The following is a 13,909-nucleotide window of genomic DNA, read 5'->3' on the forward strand; positions in this document are numbered from 1 at the left end:
GGCAGGTTGCCGCCTACCTGATTGGCCGGACAATGAAAGAGGTGCTCACAGGCGGCCGTCACGGATGGTCTCCCGGATGAAGTCCGGGTCGTACGGGATCGGCTCACTCGCCGCGATCCCGGCCATCACCTCGCCGATCGGCGGGGTGGAGACCTCCTCGTTCAGGAGTTCTCGCAGGTAGGCCGAGAGCGACCGGCCTGCTCGCTCCGCACGGGCCTTCAGTTCCAATATCGTCGCTTCCGGGACGTTCCGGATCTGAATGGTTCCCACGATGCGAGCCTAACGGGCAGACTGCCTGCACGTATCCGGCCTAAGCCGCATTAGCCGCAGACCGGGTGGTATTCCTGGACGGATCCGGCGAGGCGGGAGGCGAGTTCGTCGGCGTCCAGGCGTTTCTCGATGAGGCGCAGGTCGTCGATCTTCGCCTTGGTCTCCACCCGCCGGGGGGCGAGCATGGTGCAGCAGTCCTGGTCGGGGAGTTCGGAGATGCCCAGGGTGCGAATCCGGCGCGCCTCGGCGATGATCTCCGTCTTGTCCATGCCGATCAGCGGACGCAGGATGGGCATGGAGACCGCGTCGTCCAGCGCGGTGATGTTCTGCAGGGTCTGGGACGACACCTGGCCGAGCGAGTCCCCGGTGATGAGGGCCTTTCCGCGCAGGCGCCGGGCGACCCGGGCGGCCGTCTTCAGCATCAGCCTGCGCTGCGCGACCACCAGGAGCCGGTCCTCACCCGAGGACTTCAGCGACTGCTGCGCCTTGCCGAAGGGGACGACGTACAGCCGGGAGTTGCCCTGGAACCGGTCGAGTTCCCGCACCAGCCCGTACGCCTTGTAGATCGACTCCGGTCCGGTGAAGGGGATGCCGGAGAAGTGGAGGAAGTCCACCCGCAGGCCGCGCCGCATCATCCGGTAGGCCGCCACCGGCGAGTCGATCCCCCCGGACATGAGCACCAGGGCCCGGCCGCTGATCCCGACCGGCAGCCCGCCGTGACCGGCCAGGCCGCCGGTGAAGACGAACGCCTCGTCCCGGTCCACCTCGATCTGGACGGTGAGCTCGGGCGTGGAGAGGTCCACGGGGAGCCCGTGCACGTCGTTGATTATCCCGCCGACCAGCCGGTCGATCTCGGTCGAGGTGAGGGGGAACCGCTTGTCCCGGCGGCGGGACCGGACCGCGAAGCTCACCTTCCGCGCGACGTCCTCGCGCCCTTCGAGGAGTTCGAGCGCGGCGGCGACCAGCGCGTCGGGGTCCTTGGGCACCCGCCAGGCCCGGTGGACCCAGACCAGGCCCATCACGTCGGAGACCCGGGCGGCGATCTGCTCGGCGATCTCGACCGAGGTGCCCGCCGGGAGGAGCAGGACGATCACCCCGTGCCGCTGCCGAAGGTCGACGTTGATCCCGAACGGCTTGAGCGCGCTCCTCAGGTTGGCCTGCAACCGCTGCTCGAAAAGCTCGCGATTCCCGCCTTTCAGGACCACTTCGCCGAGTTTGAGCAGCACGCAGGGCTCGCTCAGCTTGGTCGCGACGGACACGGGGATACCTCACAGACTGACGGAGAGAGCACGGCCGGAGCCGGGATCGCACACCGATGCGAGTGCGGGGACGGGGGTCCTCTGGTCGGTGCAACGCCCGCGCTCCGGCGGAAACTTCCCGGTGTCTAAATGTATCCCCAAGACAGCCCCAGGTCGTGCCGGTAACCCCGGGTCGCCACTCAGGCGTCAGTAACGACAGAATGCTTCAATCACACAGAACAAGTGCCAAGGTGACTGATAATGGGACATATCAACCATTTCGCGTATGGGCTGTTGACGCCGGTACTCGCGTACCTCATGTCGACACTGGGTTCCCTGCTCGGTCTCCTGCTCACCTCACGGGCCAGGGGCATGCGCGGCGGCGCCCGGCTGCGCTGGCTGATCTGGGGAGCGATCTGCATCGGCGGGACCGGGATCTGGGTGATGCACTTCATCGCCATGCTCGGCTTCTCGGTCGACCGGGTCCCGATCCGGTACGACGTGCCCGTCACGGTCGCCAGCGCGGTGGTGGCGATCGTCGTGGTCGGGGTGGGCCTGGTCATCCTGACCTACGGCGGGGGCAGGCGCCCGGCCCTGCTCGTCGGCGGCCTGATCGCGGGAGCCGGCGTCGCGAGCATGCACTACCTGGGGATGGCCGCCCTCAACATGCCGGGACACGTCGGCTACGACCCGCTGCTGGTGATCGCCTCGTGCGTCATCGCCGTCGTCGCCAGCACCGTCGCCCTCTGGTTCACCCTGCGCGTCCGGGGCTTGGTGTGGACCGTTCTAGCCGCGATGATCATGGGGGTGGCGATCAGCGGGATGCACTACACGGGGATGTCCGCCATGAGCGTCGGCATCGACGAGTCGCTCGGACAGCCCACGGGGGCCGACTCGACCGACTTCCTGCTCCCGTTGATCGTCGGGATCAGCGTCCTCACCGTGGGCCTGCTCACCACGGTGCTCCTCACGCCCAGCGAATCGGAGCTGCGGGAGGAGGCCGACCTGCTCGACCGGATCGAAGCCCGGCGGCGACTCGCCGAACAGGAGGTACGGCCCCCGGCGGCCGGCAGGCCCGGTCCGCCCGCCGACACCCGGACCGGCAGGCCGGTCCGGGAAGGCCGGCCGGGTGCGCACCGGCAGGGCGCCACCTCGGCACGGACTTCCCTGTTCGAGCCGGTGGACCAGACCGGCCCGGCCGATCAGCCGAAGAAGACCTCGGACTCCCGGTAGCGCTCGATCGGAACCGTCTTCAGCTCCTTGGTCCCCTCGATGAGCGGGACCCGGACGATGTCGGTGCCCCGCAGCGCCACCATCTTCCCGAAGTCCCGCTCGTGCGCCGCGTCGATCGCCTGCAGGCCGAAGCGCGTCGCCAGGACCCGGTCGAAGGCCGTGGGGGTGCCCCCGCGCTGAATGTGGCCGAGGACGGTGGTCCTGGCCTCCTTGCCGGTGTGCTTCTCGATCTCGCGGGCGAGGAACTCGCCGATCCCGCCGAGGCGGACGTGGCCGAAGGAGTCGAGCTCGCCGTGCGACAGCGACATCTGCCCTTCCAGCGGGTGCGCGCCCTCGGCCACCACGACGATCGCCGCGTACCGGCTCTGGAACCTGTTCCGCACGTACTCGCAGACCTTCTCGACGTCGAACGGGTTCTCCGGGATGAGGATGGCGTTCGCGCCCGCGGCCATCCCGGCGTGGAGCGCGATCCAGCCCGCGTGCCGGCCCATGACCTCGACGATCAGCGCCCGGTGGTGCGACTCGGCGGTCGTGTGCAGACGGTCGATCGCCTCCATGGCGATGTTGACGGCCGTGTCGAACCCGAAGGTGTAGTCGGTGGCGCCGAGGTCGTTGTCGATCGTCTTGGGCACACCCACCACGTTGACGCCGAGGTCGTGCAGCTGGGTGGCGACGCCCAGGGTGTCCTCCCCGCCGATGGCGATCAACGCGTCGACGCCGAGCGAGGCCAGATTGTCCTTGATCCGGTCGACCCCGCCCTCGATCTTTATGGGGTTGGTCCGCGACGAGCCGAGAATCGTGCCACCGCGCGGCAGGATGCCGCGGACCGCCGCGATGTCCAGCTCCCGGGTCTCCCCCTCGAGCGGCCCGCGCCAGCCGTCCCGGAATCCGACGAACTCATGTCCGTACTCTTTGATCCCTTTGCGGACGACGGCCCTGATGACCGCGTTCAGCCCTGGGCAGTCACCACCCCCGGTCAGCACTCCGATCCGCATAGCATGTTCCTTTCCATATCCACCCGGTAAGACTGTTAAGACCCGACGAGCATTCTGCCCGAGCCGGGAGCCAGTGGTCTAGACCATCGGAGCCTCTATGAGTGTGTTGGCGATCGACGCGGGGACCACCGGTGTCACCGCCCTGGTCGTGACCGAGCACGGACGGATCGACTCCCGCGGCTACCAGGAGTTCACTCAGCACTTTCCCCGGCCCGGGTGGGTCGAACACGGTCCGGAGGAGATCTGGCAGGCCACGCTGAGCGCGTGCTGTACCGCACTCGAACACGCCCGCACGCCCCCCACCTCGATCGGGATCACCAACCAGCGGGAGACCGTCGTCCTGTGGGACCGCAGGACCCTGGCGGCGCCGCGGCGCGCCGTCGTCTGGCAGGACCGGCGCTCCACCGCCCTGTGCTCCGCCCTCAAGGAGCAGGGGCACGAGAGCCGGGTCGCCGAGCTGAGCGGGCTCCGGCTCGACCCGTACTTCTCCGCCACCAAACTCACCTGGATCGCCGACCACGAGCCGCGGGTCTGGGAGGGGGTCGAGGACGGCCGCGTGGTCTTCGGGACCGTCGACTCCTACCTCGTCAGCAGGCTCACCGGCGGGGCCGTGCACGTCACCGACGCCTCCAACGCCTCGCGGACCCTGCTGTTCGACATCGTCGCCGGAGAGTGGTCGCCCGAGCTGTGCGAGCTCTTCCGGGTACCGCACCGGGCGCTCCCCCGGATCGTGCCCTCCTACGGCGAGGCGGGCCGCACCGACCCCGGGGAGTTCTTCGGCCTGCGCCTCCCGATCGCCGGGATCGCGGGCGACCAGCAGGCCGCGCTCTTCGGCCAGACCTGCTTCGACGCCGGGGACGTGAAGTGCACCTACGGCACCGGCTCCTTCGTGCTCATCAACACGGGGAACACGCCGGTACGGTCGGAGGCCGGGCTGCTCACCACCGTCGCCTGGGAGAACCCCGCCGGTGAGCTGACCTACGCCCTCGAAGGCGCCGTCTTCGTGACCGGCGCGGCCGTCCAGTGGCTGCGCGACGGCCTCGGCCTGATCGACGCGGCGCCCCAGTCGGAGGCGATCGCCCGGAGCGTGCCCGACTCGGGCGGCGTCGTCTTCGTCCCCGCGCTGACCGGGCTCGGCGCCCCGCACTGGGACCCGGACGCCCGCGGCCTGATCATCGGGGTCACCCGGGGAACGACCCGGGCCCACCTGGTCCGGGCGACCCTGGAGGCGATCGCGTTCGAGGTGCGCGACGTCGTCGACGTCATGACCGGGGAGGCGGGACTGAGCGTCCCCGTGCTCAAGGCGGACGGCGGGGCGAGCGGCAACGACCTGCTCATGTCCCTCCAGGCCGACCAGCTGGGCAGCCCGGTGGAGCGGCCCGAGATCCAGGAGACCACGGCGCTCGGGGCGGCGTTCCTCGCGGGGCTCGGCACCGGGGTGTGGTCCTCGGTCGCCGAACTCCGCCAGACCTGGCGCCTGGACCGGCGTTTCGAGCCCTCGGCCCGGCAGGCCCGGGACGGGGACGGGTACGCCCGGTGGCGCTCGGCCGTCGAACGCGCCAAGTCCTGGGCCTGACCCTCATTCGCCCGGGAACGGGCCCGAGATCTCGTAGACGGCCTGCCGGGTGGCCAGGTAAAGGCGGCGGCCGTCCGGGGAGAACGTCATGTCCTCGATCCCCGGCCGGTCTTCCCCGGTCAGCTCCAGGAAGGGCGCGGCGCCGCCCGTACCGGTCACCGTGTCGGCCCGGACTCCGCCTTCGGCGTCGTCGGCCACGAGCAGGTCCGGCATCCTCAGCCCGGCGGCCGGGGAGCCGCCCGCGGTGTGCGCGTCGTACACGACGTCGAGCCGCGCGGCGCGCGTGTCGTACCCCCAGACCCGCCCGTCGCCGCCCGCCGCGAAGTAGCAGACCCCGGCGGAGTGGTGCAGGCTCCGCGCGCCGTCGAAGCGCCGCGCCGCCGGCACCTGGGCCCGGAGCGGCTCGCAGGAGGCCGAGGGGTCGGGCACCCGCTCCCAGCGCACCGCGGCCGGGGATCCGGGCGGCCCGGCCATCACCTCCAGCACGCCGCTGGAGAGGTCGCCCCAGATGGCGGGGCGGAAACGGTAGAGGCATCCGTCCGGCTCGTCCTCCACCATGTAGACGGTGCCCCGCTCCGGGTCGCAGGCGAGGTCCCCGCGCCGGAACCGTCCCGTCGCCAGCCGGGGGATCGCCGCGTGGACGCCGTACGGATCGGTCTCGAACAGGCGCCCGCGCGCCGTGTCCTCCGCCGAAAGCCAGGTCCGCCAGGGTGTCGGCCCGCCCGCCCGGTTGCGATCGGTCCCCGACAGGACCCGGCAGGCCCCCCGCGGGGTCCCCTCGGCGCCGAACCGGATCACGCAGACCCCGCCGAGCACGGGGGCCGCCGCGTTGGAGACGTACACCCAGCCGGGCCCGTCGGGCAGGCACGCCCCCGCCGCCGAAGCGGCCGGCCAGGTCAGCCCGCCCACCCGGTGGCCGCTCGCCGCGACGACCTTGGCGGTGAACCCCCACGGCAGGGCGAGTCCGTGCCGGTCCGGTGTGCACAGCGGACCGTACGGGCCGGGGCCGGACGAGGAACCGGACCCGGCGAGATGCGCCGCCCGCCAGAGCGCCCCGACGACGGGAACGGGGTTGCCGCGCAGGACTCCGGGGCTTCGCAGCGTGGAACGGTTCATCGAAACCTCCTCGGCGTCCACGGTAGGACCCCTCCGCGAACTTGGCGGGAATACGTCATAAAGTCCACGGGAACATCCCGCAGAAAAGGATCACAGCGCGAGGGCAAGATCCGGCAAATCACCCGGCCCGGCCGACGCGGCGCGCCTAGAGTCCAAGGCGATGTCGCAGATCACAGGGGCGTATCGGGCGCTGATCCTCACCGACGCGCCGGGCCCGGACGAAGCGGGCCGGCGGCTCGCCGCGGCCCTCGCCGTGCGCGGCTTCGCCGTCGAGACCGTGCCCCCGGTCACCGGGGCCGAGGAACGGGCCAGGACGGCGGCGTTCCTGGCCGGCGCCGAGCCCGGCGACCTGCTCCTCGTACGCGTCTCCGGCTCCACCGGGCTCAACTCCCGCGACTTCGTGACCCTGATGCGCGAGTTCAGCGCGGAGACGGACCGCACACCGGCCGCCGCGCTCCTGCTCGTCGTCGACTTCGGCTGGCTGGTGGACACCGGCCCGGACGGCCTCGGCGACGGGGTGCGCCGCCTCGACGTCCCCGGTGACCCGCCCGTCGCCGCCGCCGTCCTCTCCACCGCCCTGTCCACCCGGGCGGCGACCGCCGACCCCGCGGCCCCCTCGCTGACCGAGGTGATCGCCGAAGGCGTCGTCTCGGGAGCGGCCGACACCGACGCCGACGGCGTGATCACCGTGGCGGATCTGCACGCGTACGCGATGGGCAGGCTCGCGGGATCGAGCCGCAGGCCGTTCCTGCTCGACCACCAGGCGTGCGCCGTACCCGCGCTGCCGCCGTACCTCCCGCCGCACGGGGCGTCCCACCGAGAGCTGCTGCGCAAACTCGGGCTGACCGACGACCCCGGGGTGGGCGCCGTACTCCACACCCTCTACCACGAGCGGCTGAGCCCGGCGGCCCAGGCGCTGCTGCGGCGATCCGCGCTGCTGCCCGAGAACGAGGAACTCACCGCCGAGGTCGCGCACGTGATGCTCGACGCCGACGCCGACGCCGCGTGGGACGAACTGTGCCGGTGGGGGCTCGCCCCGGCGCCGGACCCGAGCACGCGGGTGTTCGCCGCCGCGCTGCTGTCCGCGGTGGAACCCGAGGTCCTGCCGGAGCTGAGCCTGCGCATGCGGCGCCGGCGGGCCGGACGCCGGGCCCCCTGCCCCCGGGCCCTGCTCACCCCCGACCGCTGGACCACCGCCGACCAGCTCGGCCACCGCGTCCACGCGGAGGCGATCACCGCCTTCATCCGCTCCCCCGAGACCCGGCCCCCGCTCACCATCGGGATCCACGGCCCGTGGGGCTCCGGCAAGACCTCGCTGATGCGCATGATCCAGGAGTTGCTCGACCCCGGCGCGTCCGTCGGGGCCGCAGGCCGGATCGCCTTCACCACAAGCTCCCGGAGGGCCGTCACCAACCGCGAGGTGCTCCGGCTGCTCCGCCGCCCGTCCTCTTTTGAGCAAGCGCCCGGCCGAAGTGCTGAACCCGAGGTGGAGCAGCCCGGCTGGCGGCCCACCGTCTGGTTCAACCCGTGGATGTACCAGACCGGGGAGCAGGTCTGGTCCGGGCTCGCCCACGAGATCGTCAGCCAGGTCGTGGAGCGGCTCCCCGTGGCCGACCGGGAGCGATTCTGGCTCGAACTCAACCTCGCGCGGATCGACCGCGACGAGGTACGCGGGCGGGCCTACCGGCTCGCCGCCTCCCGGCTCCTCCCCGCGCTCCTCGCCCTCGTCGTCACACTCGTCCTGGCGGGTGGCAGCCTCACCCTCGGCGTCGTCCTGCCTGGCCTCACCGCCGCGCTGGACCAGACCGCGGCGGGGGTCGGCGTCGGCGGGGCGCTCGCCGTCCTGGTGGCGGGAGGGGTACGGCTCGCGCGGTTCCTCTCCGAGTCCGCGGGTACGGTGTTCGGGCGGCTCGTCCAGCAGCCCGACGTGTTCGGCAACCTGATCCTTGAGCCCGGATACCGGGCGCGGACCGGGTTCCTGCACCTGGTCCAGACCGACATGCGCCGGGTGCTCAAGCTCGTCGCCACCGAGGACCGGCCTCTGGTGATCTTCGTGGACGACCTCGACCGCTGCGCGTCCGACACCGTCGCCCAGGTCATCGAGGCGATCAACCTCTTCCTCGCGGGCGGTTTCCCCGGCTGCGTCTTCGTGCTGGCGATGGAGCCCGAACTCGTCGCCGCCCACATCGAGGCGGCCCACCCGGACCTCGCCGGGAACCTGCGCTCGGGCGATCGGGACGGCCGGTCCGGCCTCGGCTGGCGCTTCCTGGAGAAAATCGTCCAGCTTCCGCTCTCGCTGCCTCCGGTCGAATCCCAGGCCTCCGCCTATGTGCGCGCGCTCCTCGGGGTGGCGCCCGCCGCCCCGGCGCGGCCCGGGGGGTCCGCAGCCGGACCCGCCACCGGACCCACCCCCACGGGCCGCCCGGTGGGCCCCCGCGCGGTCCGGGACGAGGTCTCCACCCCCGATCCGGCCCTCGTCGAACGGCTGGAGATCGCCATCCGCGCCCTCGCCCCCACCGGCGACACCCTCGACCGGGTCGCCCACCAGGCGCAACGCCACCTCGGCCTGCGCCCGGGGCCCGACGCGCTCGGCGGGCTCGCCCGGGAGACCAGGCTCGCGGCGGACCGGGTGTTCGACGACATCTACAGCGACCAGCGGGCCTACGACGCGGTGGAGAGCGCCCTCCCCGCCCTCGCCCTCAGCAACCCGCGTGAGCTCAAGCGCTATGTCAACGTCTTCCGTTTCTACTCCTACGTCACCTACCGGCAGAGCCTCGCCGGAACCCCCCGCCCCGCCGACACCGCCCTGGCCAAGCTCGCCGCGCTGACCATCCGCTGGCCGCACCTGCTGAGCCGGCTCACCTCACGGCCGGACGGCGAGGTCAGCACCCTCACCCGGCTGGAGGAGGCGGCGGCGTCCAAGGACGACCGGAAATGGTGCGCGGCGCTCGACGACGCCGGGCTCGACTCCCCGCGCGACCCCGCCGCCGAAGGCGCCGACGACGAGCACGCCCGCTGGGACGCGCTCCGCGACCTGCTCACCGCCGATCCCGAGATCGCCCCCGTCGCCGACCGCCTCCTGTGACCCCTCCCGGCCGGGGGCGGACGACGCGACGACGTCAGGGGTACGGGCCACGCTTGAGTGATCTTGGTGGCCGCGCGGCCGATCGGCGCCGTCGCCCGCACCCGGCCGATCGCGGGACGGGCCGGTCCGCGGCCGGGGGCGACTCGGACCCGGCATTGACACTGCAATGATTGCAGTGCCATCATTGCAGTATGGAATGGACGATCGGAGAGCTGGTGGAGCAGGCCGGGGCCGCGCTCACGGGCGAGGCGACCCGGTCCTCCGACGCGCATGCGACCGAGACCCCGGACGCGCGGGGCCCGTCCGGCGACGGCAGGGGGAGCGGCAGGGTCAAGGACCTGCCGAGCGAGCGACTGGTCCGGTGGTACGTCACGATCGGCCTGGTCGACCCGCCCCTGGCCCGGCGCGGGCGGACCGCGCTGTACGGCCCTCGGCACCTTCTCCAGCTCGTCGCCGTCAAACGACGGCAGGCCCAAGGGCGGAAGATCTCCGACATCCAGGCGGAGCTCGCCGGGGCGACCGACGCGGTCCTGCAATCCGTCGCCCGTGTCCCCCGGTACGACGACCCCTCCCCGTCCGCCGCGCCCCGGGCCGCACCCGGCCGCTTCTGGGCCAGGCCGCCCGCACCTCCCGAGGCGCCCGCCGGACCCGTCTTCGACTTCACCGATCCCGTCTTCGAGTGGGGCTCCGACCCCGCCGGGGCGCCGGACGTCGGCTGGCACGGGCCGACCCACCCCGTCCCGTTCCCGGAGGCCGCTCCCGGCAACGCCGAGCCTTCCGCACCGGCCACGTCCGCCGGACCCGCGTCGGCCGTGCCGGACTTCGCCTGGAATCAACCGGGCCGGGCCGGGCCGGCGGCATCGTCCGAGTCCGCCTCGGCCACCCCCGACGTCACCTGGAGCGGGCCGCCGCGTACCGTCCGGGTCGCCCCCGGGGCGACACCGGAGACCCATGACGAGCGGCTGGTTCAGGGGATACGCCTCGCCCCCGGGGTGACCCTCCTCCTCGACGGGCCGGGTGCCCGACTCGGCCCGGACGAGACGGCCGCTCTGGTGAGCGCCGCGCGACCCCTGCTCGACCGGCTCTCCCGGCTGGGACGACTCGGCCACGAACCCCCCACGCGGCACCCCACCTCGCAGCCCCACGTCGCTCAGAACCCCGAAGGGAACAGCTCATGATCGTCACCGTGCTGCCGGCCGGCGAATGCGACACGACACCGGACGCGGGACTCGGCGCACTCGCCACGGATCGCGGCAACCTGCCGCTGGAGAGCCTCGACGTCCAGGCCCGGATCACCGGCCTCGTCTCCGGCGTCGAGGTCACCCAGATGTTCCGCAACCCCTTCGACGTGCCCTTGGAGGCGACGTACATCTTCCCGCTCCCACCCCGCGCCGCGGTCACCGCCTTGCGGATGGAGGCCGACGACCGGGTCGTGGAAGGCGTGCTGAAAGAGCGCGGCGAGGCCAGGCAGGACTACGACCAGGCCCTCGCCGCCGGACGCCGCGCCGCCATCGCCGAGGAGGAACGGCCCGACGTCTTCACGATCCGGGTCGGGAACATCCTCCCGGGCGAGCGGGTCGGCATCCATCTGACGCTGAGCCAGCCGTTGCCGTACGAGGACGGCGCGGCGACGTTCCGGTTCCCCCTCGTGGTCGCCCCCCGGTACATCCCCGGCGTCCCGCTCGGCGACCTCCCTGCGGGAGACGGCACCGTCCGGGACACCGACGCGGTGCCGGACGCCTCGCGGATCACCCCGCCGACCCTGCTGCCCGGGTTCCCGAGCCCGGTGCGCCTCTCCCTCACGGCCCGGCTCGACCCGGCGGGACTGACCGTCCGGGAGCTCCGCTCCAGCCTGCACGAGGTCGAGGTGACCGGGAACACGATCTCGCTGCGGCCCGGGGAACGGCTCGACCGCGACTTCATCCTCCGCCTGGTCCTGGACGAGGCCGAGCAGAGCTCGCTGGCCGTCGCCCCCGACGAGGACGGCGACGAGGGCACCTTCACCCTCACCCTGGTACCGCCCCGCCAAGGCGCGACCCGCCGTCCACGTGACGTCGTCCTGCTGCTCGACCGATCGGGGAGCATGCAGGGCTGGAAGATGATCGCCGCCCGGCGCGCGGCCGCCAGAATCGTGGACACCCTCTCGTCGGAGGACCGGTTCGGCGTGCTCTCCTTCGACCACGTCGTGGAAAGCCCCGAGGACGGGCTGGTGGCCGCCACCGACCGGCACCGGTTCCGGGCCGTCGAACACCTGGCCAAGCTCGACGCCCGGGGCGGCACCGAGTTGCTGGCGGCGCTGACCCTGGGCGTCCGGCTGCTCGACGACCCCACCCGGGACCGAGTGCTCGTCCTGGTCACCGACGGGCAGGTGGGCAACGAGGACCAGATCCTCGCCGGGGCCGATCTCCGCGGCATCCGCGTCCACACGGTCGGCATCGACCGCGCGGTGAACGCGGGATTCCTGGGCAGACTCGCGGCCGCGGGCCGGGGTCGCTGCGAGCTCGTCGAGTCCGAGGACCGGCTCGACGAGGCGATGGACCACATCCACCGGCGGATCGGGGCCCCGCTCGTCACCGGCCTCACCGTGGACGCCCCGGGCCTGATCGGTGAGACCACGACCCGCATGGGCGACCTCTTCCCCGGGGTCCCGCTGGTCGTCTCCGGACGCTGGCGGGGGGCGGCGCCGGAATCCGCCCGGGTACGGGGGACCTCCTCGGACGGACAGGCCTTCGAACGGGTCGTCGGCGCGGTCCGCACGGCGGACAAGGCCGCGACGGTGATCTGGGCCCGCGCCTACCTACGGGATCTGGAAGACCGTTACGCGGTGGCGGGTGACCGTTCCCTGGAGGAGCTCATCACCCGCACCTCACTCCGCTTCGGGGTGCTGTGCCGGTTCACCGCACTGGTCGCGGTGGACACCCGTGTCGCCGCGGAAGGCGGACCGCGGCATCGAGCGATCCAGCCGGTCGAACTGCCGAGCGGCTGGGCACCGCCCGCTCCGATGATGTTCGACTCCGCGATGCCGCCGATGGCCGCACCGATGGCCTTCACCGAAGCGGCGCCAGCGGCGTTCAGCGGCATCGCCCCACCCGGAGCGGCACCCGCGCCGCCTCGGGCCAAGCACGCAGCTTTCCCGCCGCCTCCCCCCGGAGGCGCCGGCCCGATCCCCGCCGGGGCACCGCTCCCCCTGAGGCAGGCCGCGCCCGCACCCGCGGGGCCCGGGACACGCAAAGCCGTCGGCCTGGACCCGTCCGTGTACGCCGCGATCTTCCAAGAGCTGACCCTGCTCCGCGAAGTCCACCCGGAAGACCGCCGGATCCACCTCGCCGACCTCGGCACCAGGCTCCAGGCCCTCCTGGCCGGATCGGGAGCGGCCCCGGAACTCGCCGCACTCGCCGAGGAACTGCTGCGCTGTGAGGATCACACGGCCGTGGATCAGGCCCGGCTCGACGAGCTCTGGCAGCGGACCGTCGACCTGCTCACCTCGATCACCACGCCCCCGCCGCAGGCCCGGCCCGCACGACGCGCCTTCTGGAAGCGAGGCGGAGCCTAGGAGGAACCACGGAGCCTGAGAGGAACCCGCGGAGCCTAAGAGGAGGACGCGGCCTCCCTCGCCTTACGGAGCATCTCGATCTTGGCTGAGGTGGCGTACTTGTCGACGTACTCCTGGCCGGAGAGCTCCATCAGCGCGTACATGATCTCGTCGGTCACCGCGCGAAGCACGAGCCGGTCGTTCTCCATCCCGTAATAGCGGGAGAAATCGAGCGGCTTGCCGAAGCGAACCCCCGGCCGCCATTTGCGGCTGGGGATGAGCTGACCGGGAGGCATCATCTCAAAGGTGTTGACCAGCGCCCACGGGATGACCGGGACCCGTGACTCCAGCGCCAGCCGGGCCACGCCCGTCTTCCCCTTGTACAGCCGGCCGTCGGGGGATCGGGTGCCCTCCGGGTAGATGCCGAGCAGGTCGCCCTCGCCGAGCACCCGGAGCCCGGTGCGGAGCGCGGCCTCGCTCGCCTTGCCGCCCGAGCGATCGATGGGCACGGTTCCCACCAAGGTAAAGAAAATCCTGGTGAAGAAGCCTTTGAGGCCGGTTCCTGTGAAGTATTCGGCCTTGCCGAGCGAGATAACCTTACGGGGAAGCTGAAGCGGGCCAAAGAAATGGTCGGCGAACGACAGATGATTGCCGGCCAGGATCGCAGGACCCTCCCGTGGAACGTTCTCCACCCCCTCCGACCAGGGACGGAAGAAAAAATGGAGGAAAGGGCTAAGAATGGCCTTAACCACCCAATAGAACACTCGCCACCCCTCTCCGCGAACCCTTCACCATCTTCCCACCTTCTGCCTCCTTCACCTACACCCGGGATCGTGCGACCATCGGGCAAGCCGAGAGGAGGAA

General features: G+C 72.0%; 10 protein-coding genes. 5 read left to right on the plus strand and 5 right to left on the minus strand.

What is annotated here, in order from left to right; translation table 11 throughout:
- Positions 1 to 45 precede the first annotated feature (45 nt).
- Positions 46 to 270 (minus strand): FitA-like ribbon-helix-helix domain-containing protein, encoded by a 225-nt coding sequence (locus tag RUR_RS05505; RefSeq protein WP_283133758.1) that lies wholly within the window; start codon positions 268 to 270, stop codon positions 46 to 48.
- 50 nt (positions 271 to 320) lie between these two features.
- Positions 321 to 1,529, minus strand: a complete 1,209-nt coding sequence (gene thiI / locus RUR_RS05510; protein ID WP_283133759.1) for a tRNA uracil 4-sulfurtransferase ThiI — start codon at positions 1,527 to 1,529, stop codon at positions 321 to 323.
- Between the two features lie 297 nt (positions 1,530 to 1,826).
- Here thiI and RUR_RS05515 point away from each other — a divergent pair, with 297 nt between their 5' ends.
- On the plus strand, positions 1,827 to 2,741 hold the full coding sequence (locus RUR_RS05515; protein WP_283133760.1) for an MHYT domain-containing protein: 915 nt from the start codon (positions 1,827 to 1,829) through the stop codon (positions 2,739 to 2,741).
- Here the strand turns inward: RUR_RS05515 and RUR_RS05520 are convergent.
- Positions 2,711 to 3,736, minus strand: coding sequence for a 6-phosphofructokinase (locus tag RUR_RS05520; RefSeq protein WP_283133761.1), 1,026 nt, complete (start codon positions 3,734 to 3,736; stop codon positions 2,711 to 2,713). The two genes, RUR_RS05515 and RUR_RS05520, sit on opposite strands and share 31 nt — an antisense overlap.
- A gap of 97 nt (positions 3,737 to 3,833) precedes the next feature.
- Between RUR_RS05520 and glpK the strand changes: the two genes are divergently transcribed.
- On the plus strand, positions 3,834 to 5,312 hold the full coding sequence (glpK, locus tag RUR_RS05525; RefSeq protein ID WP_283133762.1) for a glycerol kinase GlpK: 1,479 nt from the start codon (positions 3,834 to 3,836) through the stop codon (positions 5,310 to 5,312).
- Between the two features lie 3 nt (positions 5,313 to 5,315).
- Here the strand turns inward: glpK and RUR_RS05530 are convergent, their stop codons facing one another.
- Positions 5,316 to 6,428, minus strand: a complete 1,113-nt coding sequence (locus tag RUR_RS05530; protein WP_283133763.1) for a DUF839 domain-containing protein — start codon at positions 6,426 to 6,428, stop codon at positions 5,316 to 5,318.
- A 160-nt stretch (positions 6,429 to 6,588) separates the two neighbouring features.
- Between RUR_RS05530 and RUR_RS05535 the strand changes: the two genes are divergently transcribed.
- The 3 genes from RUR_RS05535 to RUR_RS05545 all read left to right on the plus strand — a co-directional run bounded on the left by RUR_RS05535 (position 6,589) and on the right by RUR_RS05545 (position 13,066).
- The gene (locus RUR_RS05535; RefSeq protein WP_283133764.1) at positions 6,589 to 9,513 is read left to right on the plus strand and encodes a P-loop NTPase fold protein; all 2,925 of its coding nucleotides are present in this window, start codon (positions 6,589 to 6,591) and stop codon (positions 9,511 to 9,513) included.
- A gap of 191 nt (positions 9,514 to 9,704) precedes the next feature.
- Positions 9,705 to 10,691, plus strand: a complete 987-nt coding sequence (locus RUR_RS05540) for a MerR family transcriptional regulator (RefSeq protein WP_283133765.1) — start codon at positions 9,705 to 9,707, stop codon at positions 10,689 to 10,691.
- Positions 10,688 to 13,066, plus strand: a complete 2,379-nt coding sequence (locus tag RUR_RS05545) for a VIT domain-containing protein (RefSeq protein WP_283133766.1) — start codon at positions 10,688 to 10,690, stop codon at positions 13,064 to 13,066. Before RUR_RS05540 ends, RUR_RS05545 begins: the two co-directional genes overlap by 4 nt.
- 35 nt (positions 13,067 to 13,101) lie before the next feature.
- On the opposite strand, the gene RUR_RS05550 is transcribed toward RUR_RS05545, so the two are convergent.
- Complete coding sequence (locus RUR_RS05550; RefSeq protein WP_283133767.1) at positions 13,102 to 13,809, minus strand: lysophospholipid acyltransferase family protein; 708 nt, start codon at positions 13,807 to 13,809, stop codon at positions 13,102 to 13,104.
- Positions 13,810 to 13,909: the final 100 nt, after the last annotated feature.

The sequence above is a fragment of the Rhizohabitans arisaemae genome, assembly GCF_025996515.1.
Taxonomy (GTDB): Bacteria; Actinomycetota; Actinomycetes; order Streptosporangiales; family Streptosporangiaceae; genus Rhizohabitans; species Rhizohabitans arisaemae.